The sequence below is a fragment of the Winogradskyella litorisediminis genome, assembly GCF_042675765.1.
Lineage (GTDB): Bacteria > Bacteroidota > Bacteroidia > Flavobacteriales > Flavobacteriaceae > Winogradskyella > Winogradskyella litorisediminis.
Genome location: NZ_JBHTJL010000003.1, coordinates 348030 through 373490 on the forward strand (window position 1 = coordinate 348030; position 25461 = coordinate 373490).

A 25461-nucleotide genomic window follows, 5' to 3' on the forward strand; every position below is an offset into this window, starting at 1 on the left:
GAAAAATGCAGCAAAATCGAATATTAAACTATATAAAAAACGTTTTAAAAAACAAACCATCGGATTGGGTGAAATTAACCACTCACAGGTTAGATATTTATAATGAAAGCTTAGCAAAAACACAGTTTTTAGAATATTTCGAAAATTTATTTTCGGATAATAATTACGAGGTTTCAGCACTCGAAAATTTGCCAACGGCGTATGATTATATAAGACTTGGTCATCCGCTGTCTTGCGTTTTAGAATGGACCATTGCAAAATTGAACAATTTAGATGCAGAATCTGTTATCAGTTTTGACTCCAAAACAGTGCCAGTACTTTCAATCTTAAGAAAGAATTTATTAGACGGTAAAGCAACCACAATATATTATTCCGAAGTTATTCCAGAAGCTTTTAAAACGGACGTTTTCAAAACAGTTTATGGTTATAATTTTGAAGTTAAAAAGGTTGAAAGCATTTCAGATATTTCTAAAAATGCATCCACTTCAGTATTTATTTCAAATTCTAATACCATTAAAGATTTTAATCTGAATATTAACATTGATATTTTAATTAATAGCTACGGAAATTACGGAAGTATTTTGTTAATTAATGGCAAAGAGAATAAAGATTTTATTTCTGAAATACAGCATGTACGCCGACGTGAAACTGTGGCAATGACGCCCTTAAATTGTCTGGAAGTTTTAGAAGCTGTATCAAGTTCAGAAACTATTGAAGAACGACAAATTAATATTCAAACAGAAAAGCAATCTGTTTTAGAATCTTTAAAAAAAATAACTTATACATCAGCGGAACCACTTGTTGCATCTAGCGGTTTATCCATGCAATATGCCATTATGATGGGATTAATTGATGATGCGCAACATAATTACCCTAACAAACCTATACGTTTTTTAGTTCCGCCTAATTGCTACGGTGGCACCAACGACCAAGCAAGACGAGTCGCAGCTTGCCTTGATAATGTCGAAATTTTAGATTTACCTGTTGACGGTGAAAACGATATGGTAAAAAGCGTTGATAACGTTTTAGAACAAGTTGCCAAAATTGATGGTGTGCCGTTTATCATTGCAGAAATACCAACAAATCCAAGAGTTGAAGTCCCAAATCTTGACGACTTAAAAACAGCTCTAAAAAAGAAACGAACTACCAAAAATGGAGAAACTGCCATTGATTCCGTTTTTATATTAGACCAAACGTTTTGTCCAAATGTTAATTTTTTAGGTGAAAACAAAGTTCTTTCAGAAGTAAGAGCACTCTCCTATTCTAGCGGATCTAAATTTCCAAGTGGTGGTTTATGTACTGCTGGTTATTGTGTGGTTAATAACAAGGCAGAAGCACTTCAAAATAAGATAGCAAAACACCTAGGTTTGTGTGACAATGAGGCTACAGTTCAGCAATATCAAATATTAGCAAAACAGTTACCATCTATGTTGCAGCGTATTGATAATGCTTATAAATACACACGTGAATTTGTAAATTTTATAAAAGAAAAATTACCTGAAGCCAAAATTAATTTTGTTTCAGAAGAATTGGCTTCTCATGGATTTACGCCGTCGGTATTTTCATTAGATTTACCCACTAAAGGAGAAACACCAGAAGAAAAAGAAAACTACAAACGAGAACTGAATCATAAATTAATTAATCTTATGATTACAGAAATCCCTGATGAAAGTAAATACTGCGTCAGCTACGGGCAACTCAAAGGGTGTTATTGGACGATACCTGCGACTTCTACACAAGGCACAACCAAAGAAGGCGACAAAGATTATATCGCACGTGTGGCTTTGTCCGGTAATATGGATTTAGAAAAACATAAAGCTGTTTTTCAACAGTTTGTGAATTCCATTTAATTGATTTTAGAAACAAGAAATGCCATTGTTATTCATCACAATGGCATTTTTTTTATATAATAAAATAAATTTTATTCGTCCACTAATAAATTGAGTGTCACTGTTATATTGTCTCGCGTCGCTTTACTAAATGGGCAAACCTCGTGTGCAGCATTAATTAATTCTTCACCAGTTTCAATATCTACATTTGGGATAAAAGAATCTAAAGTTGCTTCTAAGAAAAAGCCATCGTCATCTTTGCAAAATCCTATAGTTGCAGATACTGAAATTTTATCAGTATCAATATCTTTCAGCTTTTTATTTTCTATAACGGCCTGTATTGCTCCTCCAAAACAAGCTGCATAAGCTGCTCCAAAAAATTGTTCTGGGTTTGCACCGTTTCCACCATCACCACCCATTGATTTAGGTACTGATAAATTAAAATCCAATGGTCCATCTTCAGATTTTACTTGGCCGCTACGACCACCTTTTGCTACTGTTGTAGCTTCGTATAACGTTTTCATTTTTTCTAATTTTATTTAATTATTTCAATATAAAAGTTAAATTGAAGGAAGTAAAATCTAAGCTCATAAAATTGTCTTAAATCTGTTACTTCCCGATACAAAAATTAGCAAAGATATTGCCCAATAAATCATCAGTTGTAATTTCGCCTGTAATTTCACCAAAATGAAATAAAGCTTGACGAATGTCAATTGCCATTAAATCACCTGAAAGACCCATTTCTAAACCAGATTTAACTTTAGAAATTTCTTCAAAAGCTTTCAGTAAAGAATCGTAATGACGTGTATTAGTAACGATAGTTTCATTGTTTCTGAGAGCGCCTGTATTGACAAATCCAATTAATTTTTCTTTAAGTTCTTCTACGCCTTTTCCTGTTTTTGCAGAAAGCAAATGAATGGTTTCAAATTCAGACTCGATACTCATTAAATCCTTTTTGGAGACAGTATCAATTTTATTAGCAATAATAACCAATGGTTTTTGCGGAAAACGGTTTTTTATTTTCTCAATTTCAACTTTTAAACGTTTTCCGTCTTCTTTAAATTCTTGAGCAGAAAATAGAAGCACAACGACTTGTGCTTGCTCCATTTTTTCGAACGTCTTTTTTATACCAATACTTTCAACTACATCTTTGGTTTCTCTAATTCCTGCAGTATCAATAAATCGAAATCCAATACCACCAATAGATATTTCGTCTTCAATAGTATCTCGAGTAGTCCCTGCAATGTCACTTACAATGGCACGCTCTTCATTTAACAATGCGTTAAGTAATGTAGATTTACCTACATTAGGCTCGCCAACAATGGCAACAGGAATTCCGTTTTTAATAACATTTCCGACTGCGAAAGAATCGATTAGGCGTTTTAATACAAAGGAAATTCTATCAATTAATTCTTTAAATTGTCCTCTATCGGCAAACTCAACATCTTCTTCGGAAAAGTCTAGTTCTAATTCAATTAAACTGGCAAAATTCATTAATTCTTCGCGTAGTTTTGCAATTTCAGAAGAAAATCCGCCACGCATTTGTTGCATAGCTATTTGGTGAGAAGCTGCATTGTCACTTGCTATTAAATCGGCAACAGCTTCTGCCTGACTTAAATCTAACTTCCCATTTAAAAAAGCTCTTAATGTAAATTCACCGGCATCCGCCATTCGGCAACCATTCCTCAAAAACAGTTGTATTATTTCTTGTTGGATATATATTGAACCGTGGCAAGAGATTTCCACCACATTTTCTCCAGTGTAAGAATTTGGATTTTTAAAAATAGAAACCAAAGCTTCGTCAATGACACGATTATCGTCAATAATATGTCCTAAATGAATTGTATGCGTTTTCTGATTAACCAACAATTTATCTTTAACCACAGATTTAAAATGCCTGTCTGCTATTTTCACTGCATCTTTACCAGATAAGCGAATTACGGCAATTGCACCGCTTCCTGAAGCTGTAGCTAAAGCAACTATTGTATCGTTGTTAATCATGACATAAAATTTTATTCAAAAATAGGGCTTTTACGCTTTTTAAGATATAATATTTATTTGCTTTAATCTAACTTTTTATATTTGCGGAAGACTAAAAAATCATATTATGAAAAGAATAATTTATTTCGCTTTTTTAAGCTTGTTTTTAATAGCATGTGAGCAAGAACCTAAAGATAGCTATGTGATTGATGGTAAAGCAGAAGGAGTATATAACGGTATGCGAGTATACCTAAGCAAGGTAAATGAAAGAGGTGCGCCAATACCAAAGGATACTGCGATAGTCATGAATGAAAAGTTTTCTTTTAATGGTAAAGTAGATTATCCGCAGTTATATTATGTTACAATTAATGGTACTCCAGGTAGATTACCGATTATTTTAGAAAATGGTATTTCTAAATTACATATTGACAATAAAATTTTAAGTAATTCTAGGTATACAGAAAACAAAGCACACAATGTATTTAGTCAGTATAATTCTCAATTAGATGAATTGAATGAAAAGAGGAATTTAGCCAAAAAGAATTTATCTGAATCAACATTTCTTAAAAATGATGAAGTAATGAAAACAGATGCAGAAATTCTAGAAAAAATTGAGAATAAAATTAAGGAATTTCATTATGAGTATATAAAAAGTAATAATGATAGTTATGCAACGCTAACGATTCTTAATTCTCAATTAAGAACACGAGATTTAGAATACGATAAAATAGTGGAGCTTTACGAAAACCTTGACAACAATTTAAAAAAAACAGCTGAAGGGCAATTTATAAATGAAGCCTTAATTAAGATAAAAAAAATAAATGAAGCTGAAAAAGCTACTGCTATTGGTGCTACAGCTCCAAAATTTTCTGCACCAACTCCCGAAGGTGATATTTTAGCTTTAGATGATGTACTTTCTAAAGGAAAAATTACAATTATAGATTTTTGGGCAGCTTGGTGCGGACCTTGTCGAAGAGAAAACCCTAATGTTGTCAAAATTTACGAGAAATATCACGATAAAGGCCTCGAAATCATTGGTGTTGGTCTAGATGGGAGACGTGGCCAGCAAAATCCTAAAGAGGCTTGGATAAAAGCAATAAAAAATGATAACCTGACTTGGCATCAAGTTTCTAACCTTAGATATTTTGATGAAATTGCAAAAATGTATAATGTAAACTCTATCCCTTCAATGTTTATTTTAGATAATGAAGGAAAGATTGTTGCCAAAAACCTTAGAGGGAAAGCTTTAGAACTAAAAATTGGTGAGTTTTTAGACTAAGTTTTCAAATTTATAATTAAAAAAGCCATTCAAATTGAATGGCTTTTTCTATTCAGGATACTCAATTCTTAGATGGTAAATATTTGCAAGTTTTAGTTTAAGCACTTTTTTTATAGATTCGATATCTTTTAAAGTGATATCTGCATTTAAAAATTGACCACTTTCTACCTGTTTTGAGATAATAGTTTCTACGAAATTGTTGATTTTTGTACTTGTAGGTTCTTTTAGACTTTTTGAAGCTGCTTCTACACTATCACACATCATTAATATAGCAGTTTCTTTACTAAATGGTCTTGGTCCTGGATAAGAAAAATCTTCTTCTTTAACTTCGTCATTAGCTGCCTTTTCTTTCATATAAAAATAATATACCGTACTAGTACCGTGATGCGTTCTAATAAAATCAATAACACGATCTGGTAAGTTATTTTTCTTTGCAATTTCAATTCCATCAATAACGTGGTCAATAATTACATCTTTGCTTTCTGAAGCAGATAACTCATCATGAGGATTTAATCCTGTTGATTGGTTTTCAGTAAAAAAAGTTGGATTTTTCATTTTACCAATATCGTGATACAATGCTCCAACTCTTATTAACATGGCATTGGCGCCTATTTCATTTGCAGCAGCTTCAGCTAAATTAGCTACATTTAAAGAGTGATGAAAAGTTCCTGGGGCTTTATTTGAAAGTTCTTTTAGTAATTTAGTATTAGTGTCTGATAATTCTAAAAGTGAAACGTCAGATACCAAACCAAATAATTTTTCGTAGATGTAAATCAGAGGTTGAACAAAAAGTGTCGCTAAACCACATAAAACAAACAGTCCAAAAGTTCCCCAATTTATAGTAGTAATTTGGCCTTCGTGAATCACAAAAAAAGCAAAATATGCAATGATATAAATGAGTGTAATTTGCCCTACAGAAATAAACAAATTTGCTCGTTTATAAAGTTCTGAAACTGTAAGTATGGTCACAATACCAGCTATGATTTGTAAAAACATATACTCATAACTATTTGGTACAATAAAACCTAACAATAAAACTGTGAGAACATGCGCAAAGAGTCCTAAACGGGCATCGAAAAATGCTTTTAAAACTAAAGGTAAAATACACAACGGCACAACGTATAGATATTGAGAATCGTAACCAATTACAATCGTTGTAAGCAATATCATACTTACAATGTTAAAGAAAATGAATGTAACTTTAGTGTTGTTTAAAAATACATCTTCTCGGTATTTTCTTAAAAAAAGTAAAAGCATCAAAAGAGTTAATGATACTAACAACGTATAAGCAACAATTACCCAATTATAATTGTTAGACGTCCAAACTTGAGATTCATATTCAGACTTTAAAGAATTTAACACGGCATATTGTTTGTCTTCAACAACTTGACCTTTTGATATAATCAATGTACCGGTAGAAACAACACCTCGTGTTGGGGAAATATTAGCTAAATTTTCTTTTAGGGTTTTCTCTGTTAGTGATTTATTGTAAGAAAGATTTGGTTCAACTAAATCAAAAAACAAAGAGATAAAATCATCTTTATAATTCTTAAGATTATTTTTTATAATGATAGATTCTAAGTAAGGTCTTATTTCATTTTGACTTGTTAAATCTTTAAATCTGACTTTTTCTTTTTCAACATTGTTCTCAACAATAGCGACTTCTTTATCATCATCATAATTATATATTGAATTTAAAATTCCATACTCATAGAAGTCATCTAATGCTTTTTTTCCAGAAGAAAATAGTGCTTTTCTTTCCTCAAAACCGACGACAGAATCAATGAAAATTTCATTAAATTTAGGTAAATAGTTATTTTTTACTTTAGCCTCTATATCTGAATCTGTTTCAAAATAAACAGTGCTATTTTTAGTGATATTTTCTGTTTCCTCTTTTAATTGATTTTCTGATTTTTTTATTGCAAAATCAAAAGGAGCTAACAAACTTTCGGACTGCCATGGCTTCCCTTTTTCAAAAGAATATCTAAATTTTCCTGTTTTTGGAAAGAGATAAACTATAAAAAAAGTAGTCCCTAATAAAAGTAGGATTTTATAAACGAGAGCATGGTTTTTATACCATTTATTTATAAGTTCAGTCATATGCAATCAAATGTAATAAATATATATATTTTGATGTTGGTTTAACTGAAATTTAGTTATTAAATCGTATAAAAATTATTAAATTCGCAACAGCAAAATTCAAAAAAAGTATTATGAATAAAGAAGTCGTCATTGTATCAGCAGTTAGAACTCCTATTGGTAGTTTTATGGGTGCGCTTTCAACAGTTTCGGCACCTAAATTAGGTGCGATTGCTATTAAGGGAGCTTTAGAGAAAATAAATCTAAAACCCGAAATGGTTGAAGAAGTACTCATGGGCAATGTTGTACAAGCTGGTACAGGACAAGCTCCGGCAAGACAGGCTGCAATTTACGCTGGTATTCCTGATACAGTTCCATGTACTACTATAAACAAAGTCTGTGCTTCTGGCATGAAATCTATTATGCAGGCTGCTCAAGCTATACAGCTTGGTGATGCAGACATTATAGTTGCTGGTGGAATGGAAAACATGAGTTTAATTCCGCATTATTACCATGCGCGTTCAGCAACAAAATTTGGTCCGGCAACTTTTGAAGATGGCATGCAAAAAGACGGTTTGGTTGATGCTTATGATAATAATGCAATGGGCGTTTGTGCAGATGCCTGTGCCAAAGAATACAATTTTTCAAGAGAAGACCAAGATGCATTTGCAATACAATCTTACGAACGCTCTAAAGCTGCTTGGGATTCAGGAAAATTTGACGATGAAATTGTGGCCGTTGAAGTTCCTCAGCGTCGAGGCGATGCTATTATAGTTTCTAAAGATGAAGAATATACTAATGTCAAAATAGAAAAAATTCCTGCATTACGACCTGCATTTACAAAGGAAGGCACAGTTACAGCTGCAAATGCCTCTACAATTAATGACGGAGCCGCAGCGGTCGTCTTAATGAGTAAAGAAAAGGCTGACGAACTTGGATTAAAACCATTAGCTACGATTAAAAGCTATGCAGATGCGGCACAAGAGCCAAAATGGTTTACTACAGCACCTGCAAAAGCATTACCAAAAGCATTAGCAAAGGCAAACTTATCTTTAGAGGATATAAACTATTTTGAATTTAATGAAGCATTTTCTGTAGTTGGTTTAGCCAATATGAAGATTTTAGGACTCAACGATAGTAACGTAAATGTCAATGGTGGTGCCGTTTCATTAGGTCATCCATTAGGATGTTCAGGAGCACGAATATTAGTAACACTACTTAATGTTTTAAAACAAAACGATGCTAAGTATGGTGCTGCTGCAATTTGTAATGGCGGTGGTGGCGCATCTGCATTAGTTTTGGAGCGTTCTTAAACAAAATCTATGCAATACGGTATCTGTAACCTTGGTATTGTACCAATGCGATTTGAACCGAGTGATAAGTCCGAACTTGTTTCTCAAGTACTTTATGGAGAATTTTTTAAAGTTTTAGAACGCCGAAAAAAATGGAGTCGTATCAGAATTGCTTATGACAAATACGAAGGTTGGATAGATAACAAACAATATAAAGAAATTACTGAGGAAGATTACAATGACAATGTTATCTCTTCTCCAATTTTGTCTACCGACTTACTAGAATACGTTTCAGACGAAAATGAAAATATCTATACAATTCCTTTGGGTGCTACCTTAAATGGTTTACATATTTTAAATCATAAATTTGATGGGAACAAAATTCAAAAGGTTCTAAAAAAATCTAATCTCATAAAAACGGCATTTTTATATTTAAATTCACCTTATTTATGGGGAGGAAAAACTCCTTTTGGTATAGATTGCTCTGGTTTTACACAAATGGTCTATAGGATTAATGGCCATAAATTAAAGCGAGATGCTTCGCAACAAGCATCACAAGGTGAGGCGTTAAGTTTTATTGAAGAAAGTGAACCTGGCGATTTAGCCTTTTTTGACAATGTAGATGGAGATATTATTCACGTTGGAATAATTATGGAAGACAACTACATCATCCACGCTCATGGAAAAGTACGCATTGACAGACTAGACCATAGTGGTATTTATAATGTTGACACAAACTTACACACTCATAAACTTAGAGTAATTAAAAAGATTATTTAATTTTTTAAAAAAAATTATATTCAATAAAAAAAGACAATCCTTTTGAGATTGTCTTTTTTATTAATGAAATGAAAATTTAATTTCCTGCTTCCATTTTTTCTTTTAATGCTTTTGCTTTTCCGTTTTGAAAAGATGCATTATAAACACTTACTAAAAACTTTCCGATATCTTCGGTAGGCTTAAGTTCGTAAGCCTTTTCAAGATAAGGAATAGCTTTCATTAGTACCGCTGTTTTCTGATTTCTTAATTCATCATATCGAGCATTGTCTGCCGCAGAAGTTCCTAAAGCATTCATTTCTTTCACAATTGCTTCTTCTTCAGTAGTTATGAGGTTAGCAATATTCAAATAAGCATCTGCAAATTTTGGATCTTTTTCAATAGCTTTTTCAAAATATTCCATAGCCATTTCATTTTCTCCAGATTCCATTGCGTAAAAACCAAGATTATATAAACTTACAGGGTCGTTTCCTGCTAGAGATTTTGCTTCCTCTAATAAAGATAACATCTTGTCTTTCTGCCCATTTGCTAAATATGCTTTAGCTTCTGCAATGATTAATTGCATGTCATTTGGATTGTATTTTTTTGCGTCAGAAATTAAAGATAATGCTTTCTCTGTATTACCTTGATAAGAGTATATTAAAGACATGTATCTAAGAACATCTCCTTTTTTAGAAGGTAATTTTTCGTCTTTTGGAGCTACATACTTACCAGATTTAACAGCTAAATCTCTAAGATTTTTATTTCCAAAGGTCTCTAATTCGTTAGTAGCTTTATTAGTTGCTTTATAAACCGTACCTGAACCTTCATAGTTCAACTCTAACAATTTTTCATAAAGAGGTAAAGATTTATCAAATTTTTGACCGTTAAGGTAAGCAGTAGCGGCTGCATATAAAAACAAGGTGTCTTTCTTTGACATTGTATACGCCTTATAATAGTTTTCTGCTGCTGCATCATATTTTTTTGCTTTAAAAGCAGATTCAGCTTTACTAGCAACGCTTCCAAAAATCTGATTTTTTATTGCCAATGCTTCATCCAAATATTTAGACTTACCCGTTTGTTCTTTAAGGGTCATTAAATTATCAATGGCTTTCATAGCTTCATCAATATCATCAGCAACAATTGCTCCGCCTGCATTAAGAGATTGAGCCTTTAAGTAATAAAACTTATCCTTAGTTTTATCATCCATATTTGCTAATAAAACTTCTGCAGCCATAACGCTGGATTTAGCGGTTTGATAATCATTATTTTTTAGTGCTTTTTCGATAGCTTTAATCTCGTTTTTTTGAGCAAACGACATTGCGCCAATTACAAATGCACAAATTAAAGTTATTAGTTTTTTCATTTTAATATTTAATTTTAGTTATTTTTTAGTTTTCAGTTTCATTATTATCAATTGCTGTGCCATTTTCTGTATCGCCTGTGTTTTCGGAAGTTTCATCAACAATTTCTTCTTCATCGTCTTTCATAACTTTTGCAACTGCGGCAATAGAATCATTTCCTTTCAAGTTAATTAATTTTACACCTTGAGTCGCTCTTCCCATTACACGTAAGTCTGAAACTTCCATACGAATAGCAATACCAGACTTATTAATTATCATTAAATCATCGTCATCAGTAACATTCTTAATTGCAACTAAATCTCCTGTCTTGTCAGTAATAGAAATTGTTTTTACACCTTTTCCACCACGATTGGTGACTCTATAGTCTTCAAGGCTAGAACGCTTACCATATCCGTTTTCTGACACAACAAGAATGTTACTTTCCATATCATCTACTGCAATCATACCAATTACTTCGTCTTTATCGTGTTGAAGCGTAATACCTCTTACACCTGAAGCATTACGACCCATAGGGCGCGTTTTTGCTTCTTCGAAACGGATTGCTTTTCCAGATCGTAATGCTAACATAACTTGACTTTCGCCTGTTGTCAATTTAGCCTCTAACAACTCATCATTCTCTTTAATGGTAATAGCATTAATACCATTTGTTCTAGGACGAGAATATTGTTCTAAAGCGGTTTTTTTAACCTGACCATTTTTAGTAGCCATAATAACGTAATGGTTATTAATGTACTCTTCATCTTTTAAATCTTGAGTACAGATAAATGCCATTACTTTATCATCTTGTTCTATATTGATAAGATTTTGTATAGCTCTACCTTTAGATGTTTTGCTGCCTTCTGGAATTTCGTAAACACGCATCCAGAAACATTTTCCTTTCTGGGTAAAGAACAACATATATTGGTGATTTGTGCCTACAAATAAATGTTCTAGGAAATCTTCATTACGCGTCGTTGATGCTTTTTGTCCAACGCCACCTCTATTCTGAGTTTTGTATTCTGTTAAAGACGTACGCTTAATATAACCTGCATGTGAAATAGTAATAACTACTTTTTCATCTGGTATCATATCTTCAATACTTAAATCGCCACCAGCATATTCAATTTGCGAGCGACGCTCATCACCGTATTTAGACTGCACTTCTCTCAACTCTTCCTTAATAATTTCCATACGACGGTCTTTCTTGTCGAGAATATCTTTAAGGTCTTCTATAGTTTTCATCAACTCATCATACTCAGCACGTAACTTGTCTTGTTCAAGACCCGTTAATTGACGTAATCGCATCTCTACGATTGCTTTTGCTTGTAATTCTGAAAGTTTAAATCGTTCAATTAATTTTTCTCTTGCTTCCTCAGCATTTGAAGACGCTCGGATTAAAGCAATAACTTCATCAATATTATCTGAAGCAATTATTAAACCTTCTAAAATATGAGCACGGTCTTCAGCTTTTTTTAATTCAAACTTTGTTCTACGAACGACAACCTCATGTCTGTGCTCAACAAAATGATGAATTAAATCTTTAAGGTTAAGCATCTCCGGTCGTCCATTAACTAGTGCAATATTGTTTACACTAAAAGAAGACTGTAATGCTGTGTATTTGTATAATTTGTTTAAAACAATATTAGGAATAGCGTCACGTTTCAAAATATAAACAATACGCATACCATTTCTATCCGATTCATCACGTATCGAAGAAATACCATCAATTTTCTTATCATTAATTAAATCAGCAGTTTTTTTAATCATGTCTGCTTTATTGACTTGATAAGGAATCTCATCAACTATAATACATTCACGACCATTAACTTCCTCTATATTAGCACGACCTCTTAAAACAACACGTCCGCGTCCTGTATGAAATGCTTCTTTAACACCATCATATCCATAGATTGTTCCACCTGTCGGAAAATCTGGCGCTTTAATGTGCTGCATTAACTCATCAATCTCTATGTCGTTGTTTTCAATGTAAGCAACGGTTCCATCAACAACTTCTGTTAAGTTGTGAGGTGGCATATTTGTAGCCATACCAACCGCAATACCAGATGCACCATTTACCAAAAGACCTGGAATACGCGTTGGTAAAACTGTTGGTTCTTTTAAGGTATCATCGAAATTTAGTTTGTGATCAACGGTATCTTTATCGATGTCTGCCAACATGTCTTCTGAAATTTTACGCATACGCGCTTCAGTATAACGCATTGCAGCAGGACTGTCACCATCAATAGAGCCAAAGTTTCCTTGTCCATCAACCAACATATATCGTAAGCTCCACTCTTGTGCCATACGCACCATAGTGTCATAAACTGAAGTATCTCCGTGTGGGTGATATTTACCTAAAACTTCACCAACAATTCTTGCTGATTTTTTATGTGCGGTGTTTGCTCTAACACCAAGTTCGTGCATGCCGTAAAGTACACGTCTATGCACAGGTTTTAATCCATCCCTCACGTCTGGTAAAGCACGTGACACAATGACTGACATCGAATAATCGATGTAAGCCGATTTCATTTCATCTTCAATGTTAATAGGGATTAATTTTTCGCCTTCTGCCATATTATAAATGTTAATTTATTTACTTAATTTTCGTAACGTGCTAATATACCAATTTCATTAGGTTTAGCTGTGCATTTCAACAGTTCATTTACGGGTATTTATTAACAATTTTTAACTGCTTTTTCGTTAATAACTCCTAATAGCAAAATTTTGAAATATGATGCTTTTTTAGTCAATTCGTTAATTATCTATTAATAAGGTATAGTTTTTGCCTTATTCATAGTTGAATTTATTATTTTTAATGCTGAACGATATAATATAATGGACGATAATTTTTCACCAAGAGTAAAAGATGTAATTGCATATAGTAAAGAAGAAGCTTTACGTTTAGGCCATGATTTTATTGGTACTGAGCACTTAATGCTTGGACTTTTGCGCGATGGCAATGGCAAAGCTATAGATATTCTAAATGCTTTAGATGTAGACTTAAATCACCTTCGCCGAAAGGTTGAAATATTAAGTCCTGCAAACCCAAATATTGCAATAGTTTCAAACGAGAAGAAAAACTTGCATTTAACGCGTCAAGCAGAACGCGCTTTAAAAACTACTTTTTTAGAGGCAAAACTTTTTCAAAGTACATCTATAAACACAGCGCATTTATTACTGTGTATTTTAAGAAATGAAAACGACCCAACAACTAAACTTTTAAATAAGCTAAAAGTTGACTATGACAACACAAAAGAAGAATTTAAAACTATGATAACAAATGAAGATGATTTCCTTGACACACCAAAAGCCGAATCATTCTCTGATGACGATATGAACGAATCAAGCGAAAATGAAAAACAAAATCCTTTTGGTGGCACACCGCAAAAAGGAAATAAAAAGTCTAAAACTCCTGTTTTAGATAATTTTGGAAGAGACTTAACCATACTTGCCGAAGAAGGTAAATTAGACCCTGTAGTCGGTCGTGAAGAAGAAATACAGCGTGTTTCCCAAGTTTTAAGCCGACGTAAAAAGAATAATCCTCTTTTAATCGGTGAACCTGGTGTTGGTAAATCTGCCATTGCCGAAGGTTTAGCGTTGCGAATTGTAAAACGAAAAGTGTCTCGTACGCTTTTCAACAAACGCGTTGTGACTTTAGATTTAGCAAGTTTAGTAGCAGGCACAAAATATCGTGGTCAGTTTGAAGAACGTATGAAGGCTGTAATGAATGAGCTTGAAAAGAATGATGATATAATTCTATTTATAGATGAAATTCATACCATCGTTGGTGCTGGTGGTGCAACAGGAAGTTTAGATGCTTCTAACATGTTTAAACCTGCCTTAGCTCGTGGCGAAATACAATGCATCGGTGCTACAACATTAGACGAATACAGACAATACATAGAAAAAGATGGCGCTTTAGAACGTCGTTTTCAAAAGGTAATTGTGGAGCCAACTTCTGTTGAACAAACTATAGAAATACTCAATAATATTAAAGGCAAATACGAAGAGCACCATAATGTTAATTATACAGATGAAGCTATTGAAGCTTGTGTGAAGTTAACAAATCGTTACATGACGGAGCGTTTTTTACCAGACAAAGCAATTGACGCTTTAGATGAAGCTGGTTCTCGCGTCCACATTACTAACATTGACGTACCAAAGCAAATAATTGAATTAGAACAAAAACTTGAAGAAGTACGTGAAACAAAAAATTCTGTCGTAAAAAAACAGAAATATGAAGAAGCAGCTAAACTCAGAGATGACGAAAAGCAAATTGAAAAAGATTTGGCTTTAGCTCAAGAGAAATGGGAGGATGAAACGAAGCTTCATAGAGAGGTTGTAACAGAAGAGAACGTAGCAGACGTTATCTCAATGATGACAGGTATTCCTGTTAATAAAATTGCGCAAACCGAAATTAATAAATTAGCAGATTTACCTAATTTAATAAAAGGACGTGTTATTGGTCAGGATGAAGCGGTTAAAAAGGTTGTAAAAGCCATTCAGAGAAATCGTGCTGGACTTAAAGACCCTAATAAGCCAATTGGCTCATTTATTTTTTTAGGTCAAACTGGTGTTGGTAAAACACAGTTGGCTAAGGTATTAGCAAATGAGTTATTTGACAAAGACGATGCGCTCATTAGAATTGATATGAGTGAATACATGGAGAAATTTGCAATTTCTCGATTAATTGGTGCACCTCCAGGTTACGTAGGTTACGAAGAAGGCGGACAATTGACTGAAAAAGTGCGTCGCAAGCCTTACGCTGTAGTTCTTTTAGATGAGATTGAAAAAGCACATCCAGATGTGTTTAATATGTTGTTACAAGTGCTTGATGATGGTTACTTAACAGATAGTTTAGGTCGTAAAATCGATTTTAGAAACACTATAATTATAATGACTTCTAATATCGGTGCTCGTAAATTAAAGGATTTTGGAACCGGAGTTGGATTTGGTACTGCAGCGCAAGAATCTCAAGCCGCAGACCACGCCAAAGGAATTATCGAGAATGCTTTGAAAAAAGCATTTGCACCAGAATTTTTAAATAGAATTGATGATGTGGTAGTGTTTAATGCGCTTGATAAAGAAGATATTAATAAAATTATTGATATTGAATTAGTGAAATTAGTGAAGCGTATCGATGGTTTAGGTTACAAACTTATTTTATCTGATAAAGCAAAAGATTACATTGCTGAAAAAGGATTTGATTCGCAGTATGGAGCTAGACCACTTAAAAGAGCCATTCAAAAATATATTGAAGATGCCTTGGCTGAAGAAATTATTGCATCAAAATTACAAGAAGGTGATACTATTTCTATGGATTTAGATGAAAAAGCAAATGAACTAACTATTGCTGTAGAAAAATCTAAAAAGAAGCCAAAAGAGGAATCTTAAGCCTAAACGCTCACATAAAACAATTAAGCCATTTCAAATGAAATGGCTTTTTTTATTGCTCTAATAAGCTAGCTTTTATACCGTAATCATTCAAAAAAAGTTCAAAATCGGTAATATTATATTTCTTTAAAAACTGAATAGATTTTTCAATATCGTCGTGCAGAATTTCATCTTTCTTTATAAATGGAACTTCTTTTCGATATGCCTTCAAAAATAATTCTATAAATTTTGAAGACTTTAATGGTCTTCTAAACTCTAAAGCTTGCGAAGCATTAAATAACTCAATAGCAATGATACGTTCTACATTTCGGATTAAATTGTAAGCTTGTACAGCTGCATTTGCGCCCATACTTACATGGTCTTCTTGCCCATTACTACTTACAATACTATCAACACTGGCAGGAGTTGCTAATTGTTTATTGGCACTGACAATACTTGCCGCTGTGTATTGCGGAATCATAAAACCAGAATTTAAACCAGGATTATCAACCAAAAATGCTGGTAAACCTCTTAAACCAGAAACTAACTGAAATACTCGTCTTTCAGAGATATTTCCAATTTCTGCCATAGCTATTTTTAAATAATCAAAAGCTAGTGCTAATGGTTGACCGTGAAAATTTCCTGCTGAAATGATTTCATCTTCATCAGGAAAAATATTTGGGTTATCAGTCACCGAATTAATTTCGGTTATTATCGTTTTTTCTACAAAATCAATTGTATCCTTTGTTGCGCCATGAACTTGAGGAATACATCTAAACGAATATGGGTCTTGAACATGTGCTTTAGGCTGAGCGATAATTTCGCTATCCTTTAAAAATTCTCTAAAACGTCTCGCTACTTTAAATTGTCCGGCATGTGGCCTAATAACATGCACCAAATCGTTAAAAGGTTCTATTCTACCATCAAAAGCATCAAGTGAAATACTCGCTATAATATCTGCTAGATATGATGACTTATGAGATAATAGCAAACAATATACTCCGTAAGCCGTCATAAATTGGGTACCATTTAATAAAGCTAAACCTTCTTTTGCTTCAAGTTTTATAGGTTTCCAATTAAACTTCTTTAGTACAGTTGACGTATTTACCAATCGATTTTTATAAGTAACTTTTCCTTTTCCAATAATCGGTAAAGACAAGTGAGCTAATGGCGCCAAGTCTCCGGAAGCTCCTAGAGAACCTTGTGTATAAACAAATGGAAAAATATCGTTATTAAAAAAATCAATAAGTCGGTTGACAGTTGCCAACTGCACACCACTGTGGCCAAAACTTAGAGACTTAATTTTTAGTAGCAACATTATCTTAACAATGACTTCTGGCACCTTGTCTCCTGTGCCACACGCATGAGACATTACTAAATTTTCTTGTAAAGTGGTAAGATCTTTTTTAGATATTTCTAGATTATATAAAGAGCCAAACCCAGTGTTGATACCGTAAAATGGTTTATCGCTATCAAAAAGTTTCTTGTCTAAAAATGCTTTTGCCTTTTTTATTTTAGCTTTAGAAGCATCTGATAACTTTAATTTTTTATTTTCAAAAATTATAGCATTGATATCTTTTAAAGTTAAAAGTGATGCCGAAATTGTATAATACGTTGCCATAACCATATATTTTAATCAAAAGTGAAAATATCTTTTTGGCTATGCAACAAATGTTAATAATTAATTAAACGGTTAATAGGTCTAAAAAAATATAAGTAATGCAACATTAGTAAACAAAAAGCCAATCAATTTTTCTATATTCAATTGACGTTATTTAGTCAGAAAAATTCAAAATTTTTAATATAAAAAAATTAAAAACTCTAATCTTGCAAAAATTATAATGCATTAAGAATACAACTTGACTTCTCATTAACACTAAATGATTGACAATAGCAAGTTGTCTGTTTTAATTATTCCGCTTCCTCAACTTGTGGCTGCTCTGGCTGTTTAAATAAATCAATATAAGCATCGCCCATATAATCAATAATATTACTTGCTAATAAACTTTGATAACCATATTCTTCAAGAGCCATATCTCCTGCTCTACCATGAAGATAAACGCCAAAAAGAGAAGCTTCAACTGGACTGTAAGATTGACAAAGTAATCCCGTTATTATTCCAGTTAACACATCACCCGAACCACCTGTTGACATACCAGGATTTCCAGTAACATTTATAAACTTTTTTTCACCTAAAACTGTAATAGTATTTGCGCCTTTAATAATAACAATGACTTTGTGTTTTAATGAAAATTCTGAAGTCTTTTTTAATTTATCAAAATCATCTGTCCAATTACCAATTAAACGTTCTAGCTCTTTTGGATGTGGTGTTAATATTGAATTTTCTGGAACTAATTCTAGTAACTCCTTATTTTCTGAAATCATGTTTAATGCATCAGCATCAATTACCATTGGCACTTTAGTTGAGGTCAACAACGTTTTAAAGACTTTAAAAGATTCTGCTGCTTTGCCCATTCCAATACCAATACCAATTGCTGTTGGTTCTAAATCAAATTTTATGGAAGTAATACTATATTCGTCTTCATCTGTAATTACCATAGCTTCCGGTAAACTTGTTTGAATGGGTAAATATCCACATTTTGGCACATAAGCTGTAACCAATCCTGCACCAGCAGATAATACCGAGCGTGAGGCCAATTGCACTGCACCAATTTTACCATAACTTCCACCAATTATTAAACCGTGTCCAAAAAGACCTTTATGCGAAAAACGCTCGCGAGGCTTATATATAGGAATTACTTCATTTTTAGAAATTAGTTCAAACTCCGTTTCCGTTTGCATCAAAAATTCACGGTCAATACCAACATCAATCACTTCCCATTGTGCTGTATATTCAGCAGTTTCTGGTAAAAAGAAAATAGCTTTTGGCGCTTGAAAACTCAGCGTATAATTTGCTCTAACAACACCTTCTCTATCTTCAATAGGTGCATCTGTATATAATCCGGAAGGAATATCCACTGATAAAGTAAACGCGCCTGATGCTTTAAAATGCTTAAATAAGGCTTTTATCCAATCGTCAATTTTTCGGTTTAACCCAATACCAAAAACAGCATCTACAATAATGTCGTCTTTATGAAATGTCGGAAAATCATTTTCACATTTTAATAATTTCGGCCATTTTTTGGTAACCTCTTTAACCTTATCGTAAGCCGTTAAAAAATCGTCAGAACGACTGTTACCGCAATTAACTACATACACTTCTACATTATAACCGTGTGTAATAAGATGTCTTGCCAAAACCAAACCATCACCACCATTATTACCAATGCCACAGAATATATGAACTGGTACTTGTGCACCTTGCATACGCATATGCATCCAATTAAAAATTTGCAATCCAGCGCGTTCCATAAGCTCGGAAGCTGGGAGTTCTTGACGTTCTTCGGTTATTTTATCACCTTGATATATTTGTTCTTTCGAAAAGATTTTCATTTTTAGAAGTTGATTAATTATTAATCTTGGTTTTGTTTTTTGGCTTTGCGGCTACCTTCATACATTTCGTACTTTACCAAACGTGATTCTAACTTTGCGTTAAATACCTTAATTTTTCGAGATGGTCGCAAGCCAACAAATTTCAAAGCTTCGAGATTTGAAGTTATAAGCCAAGCATTTGTGTTTGGGTAACCGTGTTTTAAGGTTGTACCTATATTTCCATAAAATTCTTCAACATTTAAATTTTCTAAACGTTCGCCATATGGTGGATTAAAAACCATAGTCAGCTTATCGTTTCCGCCCTTTTGGGTTTTAAAGAAATCTTCGTGTTGAATATGCACAAATTCGTCTAAATGCGCATTTTTAATATTCTCTTTTGCTTTGGCAACAGCTGATGGCGACTTATCATAACCCGTAATTTTATAATGAAAATCTCTGGTTTTTTTCAATAGGGATTCTTCAATTTTTTCAAATAAATCCACATCCCAATCGTTCCAACGCTCAAATGCAAATTCTTTTCGCATTAGATTCGGCGGAATGTTACACGCAATCATCGCAGCTTCAGCAAGCATAGTTCCACTACCACACATTGGGTCCATAAAATCGGTTTGTCCGTCCCAACCGCTCATCATAATTAAACCTGCTGCTAACACTTCGTTAATGGGTGCAATATTGGTTGCTATTTTATAACCACGCCGATGTAAAGATTCGCCAGAAGTATCAAGAGAAATCGTACAACGTTGGCGGTCTATATGCACATTGATTTTTAAATCTGGGAAACGTAAATCAACGTTTGGCCGCGTGCCATCATTTTCTCTAAAACGGTCTACAATGGCATCTTTAGTCTTTAAAGCAGTGTATTTGCTATGGGTAAAAACACTGTGATGTACTGTAGAGTCGACAGCTAATGAGCCTTCTGGTTTAAGAAAATCTTCCCATTTTATGCTTTTAACGCCATTGTATAAATCTTCTTCACGATTTACCCTAAAAGACTTTATAGGCTTAAGAATTTTTATGGCTGTTCTTATGCCCAAATTCGCCTTGTACATAAAGCCTTTATCCCCAACAAAAGAGACAACACGCACGCCTTTCTCAACGTTCATTGCGCCCAATTGGGTTAATTCTTTTGCTAAAATATCTTCGAAGCCAAATAAAGTTTTGGCTACCATTTTGAAATTTTCGTCCATAGATTTCGTCAAATATCAAATCTTATGAATCCATAAGATAGGTTGCAAAAATACAGTATTTTTGTGACGTCGAAAGACATAAACTACTATGACAAAAACTGCTAAAAAATGGTACGCTTCATGGTTTGATACACCATACTACCACATTTTATATAAAGATAGAGATTATTCTGAAGCCCAACGGTTTATGGATAATCTCACGGATTATCTTAACTTACCTGAGCAAGCAAAAATTTTGGATTTAGCCTGCGGAAAAGGCCGACATTCCATCTATTTAAACAAATTAGGATATGATGTTACAGGTGTTGATTTATCTGAGCAAAGCATAACACACGCCAAAAAATTTGAGAATAATACACTTAAGTTTGATGTGCACGACATGACTAAACCTTACCCAAAACAGTTTGATGCCGTTTTTAATCTCTTTACAAGTTTTGGTTATTTTGAAACTGAAGAATGTAATCTACATACTATTAAGTCTATAAAAGCAGAGCTAAACGAATTTGGTTTTGGAGTCATTGATTTTATGAATTCAGAATACGTCATCGAAAATTTGGTTGCAGAAGACACAAAAAGTGTTGACGGTATTGACTTTTTACAGCAACGACGCGTTGAAGATGGCTTCATTATTAAAGACATATCTTTTACTATTGATGGCGAAGATTTTAAATTTCAAGAACGTGTTAGAGCTTTTAGTTTGAAGGATTTTGAAGCATTATTTAAAAAAGCTGGTGTCTATTTATTAGATGTTTTTGGAGATTATAAACTTAACAAGTTTCATCAAAAAACTTCTGAGCGTTTGATAATGATTTTTAAGTAAATTGCGTCCATGAAAACGTTTCTTATTCCTGTATTGGCTATTATTATTGGTATTGCTATTGCGTTTTTCTCTAAAAATAAAAAAACAGCTGGCACTAAACTCCTACTCTCATTTAGCGGTGCTTTTTTATTAGCATTAACGCTTTTTGATTTATTACCAGAGGTTTACGAATCGCTTAATGCCAAGCGTACTGGCGTATTTATAATGATTGGGATTTTACTTCAAATTATTTTGGAGTTTTTATCTAAAGGTGCTGAGCATGGACATGTTCATATTCATAAAGATGATACTGAATTTCCGTGGCTACTTTTCGTGAGTTTGTGTATTCATAGTTTTTTAGAAGGTTTTCCTATACATCAACATAACGACATGGTATATGGCGTTTTTATCCATAAAATCCCGATTGCTGCGTTAATAACCATTTTTTTATTACAATCGAGTTTTGCAAAAGCTAAAGTTGTTGGCTTCTTGTTTGTCTTTGCAATTATGACACCTTTAGGGACTTTGATATCTAATCACGCTGCGATTCCAGCAGAATATATTAATTGCATCAATGCTGTAGTCATTGGTATTTTCTTTCATATCTCAACCACTATTTTGTTTGAAAGTAGCGAAGGTCATAAGTTTAATTTATCAAAACTTTTGGTTATTTGCTTGGGTATTATAATTGCTTATTTTGTTTAAATGTTTAGTAAAGAAGAAAGCCGAAAATTACGCGAAGACTTTTGGATTAGCTTCGGGAAATCTTTCCCACGAAAGTGGTTGCTCTACAATACAAAGATTAAGGGTTTAAGCTTTAAATTTTATTTTGATACCAAGAAAGCCTTTGTTTCACTAGACCTTGAAGACGATTTAGAAAACCGCATCAATTGCTGGGAAAAGTTAGTAGCCCTTAAAAACATTTTGCAAGCTGAATATCTTCCAAATGCCATTTACGAAGAAGAATTCTATTTAGAAAATGGAAAAGAAATCTCACGTATTTATGTACCATTAGAAGAAAAAGTATCTATCCATAACAAGAATACTTGGCGCGATGTCATGGAATTTTTCTATGAGAAAATGTCCTGTTTTGAAGCATTTTTTGAGGAATATAGGGATATTATAAAGTCTTAAATATTTGTTACGACTTTTAATTACCTTTATATTATTAATTCCTAAAATTTTTTAATTATGAAACTCGGAGCATTTTCAATTAGCCTAAGTGTTAAAGATATTAAAGCCTCAAAACAGTTTTACGAAACTTTAGGATTTACAGTATTCGCGGGCGATTTAGAACGTCAATATCTAATTATGAAAAACGGGGATGCACTCGTCGGATTATTTCAAGGCATGTTTGAAGGTAACATTCTTACTTTTAATCCAGGTTGGAATCAAGATGCTCAAACTCTAGACAGTTTTGATGATGTTAGAACTATTCAAGACCATTTAAAAAAGAATGCTATTAAACTTGAAAAAGAAGCCGATAGTAAAACAAAAGGTCCTGAAAGTATTACGATGATTGACCCAGATGGAAATGTGATTTTAATTGACCAGCACGTTTAAATCACATACAAATACATCATCATAAAATGGCAAATGGCACCAGCCAAAACAAAGAAATGCCAAATAACATGGTTATACGGAATTTTATGAATGGCATAAAAGACAATGCCGACCGTATAAAATAAACCACCAGAAAATAGCCAAAGTATACCATTTGGATGCATAATTTCAGATAGCGTTGAAAAATCGAACACTATAAGCCAACCCATGACTAGATAGAGTAATGTTGAAAAAAATTCAAACTTACCTGTAAAAAAAAGTTTTAGAACAACACCAAATATAGCAATACCCCAAACCGCATAAAATAGTGGCCAACCCAAACTGTCTGATAATACAATGAGTAAAACTGGCGTGTAAGTTCCTGCAATTAAAAGGTAAATACTAATATGGTCAACAATTCTAAATTTCTTTTTTAATGCCTCAGAATTAATGGCATGATATAAGGTCGACGCCAAAAACAAAATGATAATAGACAGACCATAAATAACCACGCTAAACAAATACCATGGTTTTGTACTATCGACATCTAAAATTAAAGCAATTAAACCAATGATACCCAATAATGCACCAAAACCATGCGACCAAGCATTGAGTAATTCTTCACGTTTTGTTTGTAAACTCATCTTAGTTCTGGGTTTGGATTTTTGTCCATTTGTCTGTTAAATCGTAATAATCAATTTCAAAAGCAGGTTCTTGGCGTTCTAACTGACCATTTTGAAACGCACGAAGCAAAATATCTTCAATTAAAAAATCTTCTTTGACTTCTATAGGCACAAACTCACGTTTTAATGAAATATCAAACAAACTCGCAGTATTATTAAACCAAAAGGCACGCCAACCGTTACGCAATTCTTTAATAAGGCTAAAGGCTGTTTTTCCTGTTTGGCGATGAATTAATTTTATAAGAATCTGGCCTTCGGTTTTTGTCAAATTCTTCAACTCTTTTGAAAATTCTTTTTCAATAAATTTCTGAACTTTCTTGGCGTGTTTCTTTTTTTTTCGGCGTTTATCAAACTGTTCTAACTCTTTATTTAATTCGGTTAAACGTTCTGCTGCCATTTTAGCATAAGGATACACTTTAAGCGTTTTTCGCTTTAAAATGTAATAGTTGATACGTTCATCTTTTGTTTTTAATTTTAACCTTGGCAGTACTAAAACCTCTTTTAATTCAATAGTTTTTTTTAAGGTCGTATCGCCATCAATAATCAGGTATTTTTCTGAAATAGAATCTTGTACCACAGGTTCAATTTGGCCTTGTAGTAAGAACGGTAAAAACAGAAAAAATGCTAATAAGTGTTTCATGTTTAGTGGCATTGCCAAAATCATTCCAAATACAGATTTTAGAGCTTTTCAAAATTAAGAATAATCTATTCTGTAACTCTATTAATAGGATTAATATTATTATTTTTAAGAAAAATTTAATCGTATGGCAAAAAAGAGTTTACTCAACAAAAAGTCAATGGACTTTTTAGAAAAATATTTAAATAATGCATCACCAACTGGTTACGAATGGGAAGGTCAAAAAATTTGGATGGACTACCTTAAACCATATGTTGATGATTTTATTACCGATACTTACGGAACCGCTGTTGGCGTTATTAACCCAAAAGCAAAATATAAAGTAGTAATAGAAGGACATGCCGATGAAATTTCGTGGTACGTTAACTATATCTCTGATGAAGGTTTATTATATGTGGTCAGAAATGGTGGTAGCGACCACCAAATTGCACCGAGTAAAGTGGTAAATATTCATACCAAAAATGGCATTGTAAAAGGTGTATTTGGATGGCCAGCGATACATACGCGTAATAGGTCTAAAGAAGAGCCGCCAAAGCCAGACAATATTTGTATTGACATTGGAGCAAAAGACAAAAAAGAAGTTGAAGAAATGGGTGTGCATGTGGGTTGTGTAATTACATATCCTGATGAATTTCACATTTTAAATAAAGACAAATTTGTTTGCCGCGCGCTAGATAACCGAATGGGCGGTTTTATGATTGCCGAAGTTGCGCGTTTGCTTAAAGAAAACAAAAAGAAACTCCCTTTTGGTTTGTATATCACCAACTCTGTACAAGAAGAAATCGGGCTAAGAGGTGCCGAAATGATAACACAAACTATTAAGCCAAATGTGGCAATTGTAACTGATGTAACGCATGATACTACAACACCAATGATTAATCCTAAAAAGCAAGGGTTGGCAAAAATTGGTGATGGACCAGTCATTGCTTATGCACCAGCAGTACAGCAAAAATTGAGAGATTTAATAACAGATACGGCTGAAGAAAAGAAAATTCCTTTTCAGCGTGCTGCGTTATCGCGTGCCACAGGAACAGATACCGATGCTTTTGCCTACAGTAATGGCGGCGTAGCATCTGCGCTTATTTCTTTACCGCTACGCTACATGCATACCACTGTAGAAATGGTACATAAAAATGATGTTGAAAACGTTATTAAACTCATTTACGAATCGCTATTAAAAATTAAAGATGGCGAAACGTTTAGTTATTTTAAGTAAGTAATTGAATATT

The 25461-nt window shown here is 33.3% G+C and carries 20 protein-coding genes; 10 read left to right on the top strand and 10 right to left on the bottom strand.

The window, feature by feature from the left end:
- Nucleotides 1–5 precede the first annotated feature (5 nt).
- On the top strand, nucleotides 6–1850 hold the full coding sequence (locus tag ACFQ1Q_RS01685) for a cystathionine beta-synthase (protein WP_386127320.1): 1845 nt from the start codon (nucleotides 6–8) through the stop codon (nucleotides 1848–1850).
- 71 nt (nucleotides 1851–1921) lie between these two features.
- Here the strand turns inward: ACFQ1Q_RS01685 and ACFQ1Q_RS01690 are convergent, their stop codons facing one another.
- Both ACFQ1Q_RS01690 and mnmE read right to left on the bottom strand, forming a co-directional pair.
- Nucleotides 1922–2353, bottom strand: a complete 432-nt coding sequence (locus tag ACFQ1Q_RS01690) for an organic hydroperoxide resistance protein (protein WP_386127322.1) — start codon at nucleotides 2351–2353, stop codon at nucleotides 1922–1924.
- 85 nt (nucleotides 2354–2438) lie between these two features.
- Nucleotides 2439–3830, bottom strand: coding sequence for a tRNA uridine-5-carboxymethylaminomethyl(34) synthesis GTPase MnmE (gene mnmE, locus ACFQ1Q_RS01695; RefSeq protein WP_386127324.1), 1392 nt, complete (start codon nucleotides 3828–3830; stop codon nucleotides 2439–2441).
- A gap of 106 nt (nucleotides 3831–3936) precedes the next feature.
- Here mnmE and ACFQ1Q_RS01700 point away from each other — a divergent pair, with 106 nt between their 5' ends.
- Nucleotides 3937–5088 carry a redoxin domain-containing protein gene (locus ACFQ1Q_RS01700; protein ID WP_386127326.1) on the top strand — a complete coding sequence of 384 codons (1152 nt, stop codon included), beginning with the start codon at nucleotides 3937–3939 and terminating at the stop codon, nucleotides 5086–5088.
- 48 nt (nucleotides 5089–5136) lie between these two features.
- On the opposite strand, the gene ACFQ1Q_RS01705 is transcribed toward ACFQ1Q_RS01700, so the two are convergent.
- Nucleotides 5137–7188 (bottom strand): HD family phosphohydrolase, encoded by a 2052-nt coding sequence (locus tag ACFQ1Q_RS01705; protein WP_386127328.1) that lies wholly within the window; start codon nucleotides 7186–7188, stop codon nucleotides 5137–5139.
- 113 nt (nucleotides 7189–7301) lie between these two features.
- Here ACFQ1Q_RS01705 and ACFQ1Q_RS01710 point away from each other — a divergent pair, with 113 nt between their 5' ends.
- Complete coding sequence (locus ACFQ1Q_RS01710) at nucleotides 7302–8480, top strand: acetyl-CoA C-acyltransferase (RefSeq protein WP_386127330.1); 1179 nt, start codon at nucleotides 7302–7304, stop codon at nucleotides 8478–8480.
- Nucleotides 8481–8489: 9 nt separating this feature from the next.
- A complete protein-coding gene (locus ACFQ1Q_RS01715; RefSeq protein ID WP_386127332.1) occupies nucleotides 8490–9239 on the top strand; it encodes a C40 family peptidase in 750 nt (249 codons plus the stop codon).
- A 76-nt stretch (nucleotides 9240–9315) separates the two neighbouring features.
- Here the strand turns inward: ACFQ1Q_RS01715 and ACFQ1Q_RS01720 are convergent, their stop codons facing one another.
- Entirely contained in the window at nucleotides 9316–10581 is a 1266-nt protein-coding gene (locus tag ACFQ1Q_RS01720) for a tetratricopeptide repeat protein (protein WP_386127334.1), read from the bottom strand.
- Nucleotides 10582–10606: 25 nt separating this feature from the next.
- Complete coding sequence (gene gyrA, locus ACFQ1Q_RS01725) at nucleotides 10607–13132, bottom strand: DNA gyrase subunit A (RefSeq protein WP_386127335.1); 2526 nt, start codon at nucleotides 13130–13132, stop codon at nucleotides 10607–10609.
- 261 nt (nucleotides 13133–13393) lie between these two features.
- On the opposite strand from gyrA, the gene ACFQ1Q_RS01730 reads away from it, so the two are divergent.
- Nucleotides 13394–15952 carry an ATP-dependent Clp protease ATP-binding subunit gene (locus ACFQ1Q_RS01730; protein ID WP_386127337.1) on the top strand — a complete coding sequence of 853 codons (2559 nt, stop codon included), beginning with the start codon at nucleotides 13394–13396 and terminating at the stop codon, nucleotides 15950–15952.
- Between the two features lie 52 nt (nucleotides 15953–16004).
- Here ACFQ1Q_RS01730 and hutH read toward each other — a convergent pair whose 3' ends face one another.
- From hutH to ACFQ1Q_RS01745, 3 genes are all read right to left on the bottom strand, one after another.
- A complete protein-coding gene (gene hutH / locus ACFQ1Q_RS01735) occupies nucleotides 16005–17552 on the bottom strand; it encodes a histidine ammonia-lyase (RefSeq protein ID WP_386127339.1) in 1548 nt (515 codons plus the stop codon).
- Nucleotides 17553–17842: 290 nt separating this feature from the next.
- Entirely contained in the window at nucleotides 17843–19384 is a 1542-nt protein-coding gene (locus ACFQ1Q_RS01740; protein ID WP_386127341.1) for an NAD(P)H-hydrate dehydratase, read from the bottom strand.
- Between the two features lie 20 nt (nucleotides 19385–19404).
- Nucleotides 19405–20571, bottom strand: coding sequence for a THUMP domain-containing class I SAM-dependent RNA methyltransferase (locus ACFQ1Q_RS01745; RefSeq protein WP_386127343.1), 1167 nt, complete (start codon nucleotides 20569–20571; stop codon nucleotides 19405–19407).
- 88 nt (nucleotides 20572–20659) lie between these two features.
- Here ACFQ1Q_RS01745 and ACFQ1Q_RS01750 point away from each other — a divergent pair, with 88 nt between their 5' ends.
- From ACFQ1Q_RS01750 to ACFQ1Q_RS01765, 4 genes are read left to right on the top strand one after another with little or no spacing between them, the layout of a single operon-like run.
- Nucleotides 20660–21391, top strand: a complete 732-nt coding sequence (locus tag ACFQ1Q_RS01750; protein ID WP_386127345.1) for an SAM-dependent methyltransferase — start codon at nucleotides 20660–20662, stop codon at nucleotides 21389–21391.
- A 9-nt stretch (nucleotides 21392–21400) separates the two neighbouring features.
- Nucleotides 21401–22075: a ZIP family metal transporter gene (locus ACFQ1Q_RS01755; protein ID WP_386127347.1), complete on the top strand. Its 675-nt coding sequence runs from the start codon at nucleotides 21401–21403 to the stop codon at nucleotides 22073–22075.
- Nucleotides 22076–22504, top strand: coding sequence for a DUF4268 domain-containing protein (locus ACFQ1Q_RS01760; RefSeq protein WP_386127349.1), 429 nt, complete (start codon nucleotides 22076–22078; stop codon nucleotides 22502–22504). It abuts the gene before it with no gap.
- A gap of 57 nt (nucleotides 22505–22561) precedes the next feature.
- On the top strand, nucleotides 22562–22933 hold the full coding sequence (locus ACFQ1Q_RS01765; protein ID WP_386127351.1) for a VOC family protein: 372 nt from the start codon (nucleotides 22562–22564) through the stop codon (nucleotides 22931–22933).
- Here the strand turns inward: ACFQ1Q_RS01765 and trhA are convergent.
- Complete coding sequence (trhA, locus tag ACFQ1Q_RS01770) at nucleotides 22930–23556, bottom strand: PAQR family membrane homeostasis protein TrhA (protein ID WP_386127353.1); 627 nt, start codon at nucleotides 23554–23556, stop codon at nucleotides 22930–22932. The genes ACFQ1Q_RS01765 and trhA overlap by 4 nt on opposite strands.
- A gap of 1 nt (nucleotide 23557) precedes the next feature.
- Nucleotides 23558–24235: a DUF4294 domain-containing protein gene (locus tag ACFQ1Q_RS01775; protein ID WP_386127355.1), complete on the bottom strand. Its 678-nt coding sequence runs from the start codon at nucleotides 24233–24235 to the stop codon at nucleotides 23558–23560.
- A gap of 124 nt (nucleotides 24236–24359) precedes the next feature.
- Between ACFQ1Q_RS01775 and ACFQ1Q_RS01780 the strand changes: the two genes are divergently transcribed.
- Nucleotides 24360–25448: a M42 family metallopeptidase gene (locus ACFQ1Q_RS01780; RefSeq protein WP_386127357.1), complete on the top strand. Its 1089-nt coding sequence runs from the start codon at nucleotides 24360–24362 to the stop codon at nucleotides 25446–25448.
- The last annotated feature ends 13 nt before the right edge of the window (nucleotides 25449–25461 follow it).

What these genes read in the sequence shown, in the direction of transcription:
- ACFQ1Q_RS01685 (WP_386127320.1), top strand. Translation starts at nt 6, where the DNA reads ATGCAGCAAAATCGAATATTAAACTATATAAAAAACGTTTTAAAAAAC.
- ACFQ1Q_RS01690 (WP_386127322.1), bottom strand. Translation starts at nt 2,353, where the DNA reads ATGAAAACGTTATACGAAGCTACAACAGTAGCAAAAGGTGGTCGTAGC.
- mnmE (WP_386127324.1), bottom strand. Translation starts at nt 3,830, where the DNA reads ATGATTAACAACGATACAATAGTTGCTTTAGCTACAGCTTCAGGAAGC.
- ACFQ1Q_RS01700 (WP_386127326.1), top strand. Translation starts at nt 3,937, where the DNA reads ATGAAAAGAATAATTTATTTCGCTTTTTTAAGCTTGTTTTTAATAGCA.
- ACFQ1Q_RS01705 (WP_386127328.1), bottom strand. Translation starts at nt 7,188, where the DNA reads ATGACTGAACTTATAAATAAATGGTATAAAAACCATGCTCTCGTTTAT.
- ACFQ1Q_RS01710 (WP_386127330.1), top strand. Translation starts at nt 7,302, where the DNA reads ATGAATAAAGAAGTCGTCATTGTATCAGCAGTTAGAACTCCTATTGGT.
- ACFQ1Q_RS01715 (WP_386127332.1), top strand. Translation starts at nt 8,490, where the DNA reads ATGCAATACGGTATCTGTAACCTTGGTATTGTACCAATGCGATTTGAA.
- ACFQ1Q_RS01720 (WP_386127334.1), bottom strand. Translation starts at nt 10,581, where the DNA reads ATGAAAAAACTAATAACTTTAATTTGTGCATTTGTAATTGGCGCAATG.
- gyrA (WP_386127335.1), bottom strand. Translation starts at nt 13,132, where the DNA reads ATGGCAGAAGGCGAAAAATTAATCCCTATTAACATTGAAGATGAAATG.
- ACFQ1Q_RS01730 (WP_386127337.1), top strand. Translation starts at nt 13,394, where the DNA reads ATGGACGATAATTTTTCACCAAGAGTAAAAGATGTAATTGCATATAGT.
- hutH (WP_386127339.1), bottom strand. Translation starts at nt 17,552, where the DNA reads ATGGCAACGTATTATACAATTTCGGCATCACTTTTAACTTTAAAAGAT.
- ACFQ1Q_RS01740 (WP_386127341.1), bottom strand. Translation starts at nt 19,384, where the DNA reads ATGAAAATCTTTTCGAAAGAACAAATATATCAAGGTGATAAAATAACC.
- ACFQ1Q_RS01745 (WP_386127343.1), bottom strand. Translation starts at nt 20,571, where the DNA reads ATGGACGAAAATTTCAAAATGGTAGCCAAAACTTTATTTGGCTTCGAA.
- ACFQ1Q_RS01750 (WP_386127345.1), top strand. Translation starts at nt 20,660, where the DNA reads ATGACAAAAACTGCTAAAAAATGGTACGCTTCATGGTTTGATACACCA.
- ACFQ1Q_RS01755 (WP_386127347.1), top strand. Translation starts at nt 21,401, where the DNA reads ATGAAAACGTTTCTTATTCCTGTATTGGCTATTATTATTGGTATTGCT.
- ACFQ1Q_RS01760 (WP_386127349.1), top strand. Translation starts at nt 22,076, where the DNA reads ATGTTTAGTAAAGAAGAAAGCCGAAAATTACGCGAAGACTTTTGGATT.
- ACFQ1Q_RS01765 (WP_386127351.1), top strand. Translation starts at nt 22,562, where the DNA reads ATGAAACTCGGAGCATTTTCAATTAGCCTAAGTGTTAAAGATATTAAA.
- trhA (WP_386127353.1), bottom strand. Translation starts at nt 23,556, where the DNA reads ATGAGTTTACAAACAAAACGTGAAGAATTACTCAATGCTTGGTCGCAT.
- ACFQ1Q_RS01775 (WP_386127355.1), bottom strand. Translation starts at nt 24,235, where the DNA reads ATGAAACACTTATTAGCATTTTTTCTGTTTTTACCGTTCTTACTACAA.
- ACFQ1Q_RS01780 (WP_386127357.1), top strand. Translation starts at nt 24,360, where the DNA reads ATGGCAAAAAAGAGTTTACTCAACAAAAAGTCAATGGACTTTTTAGAA.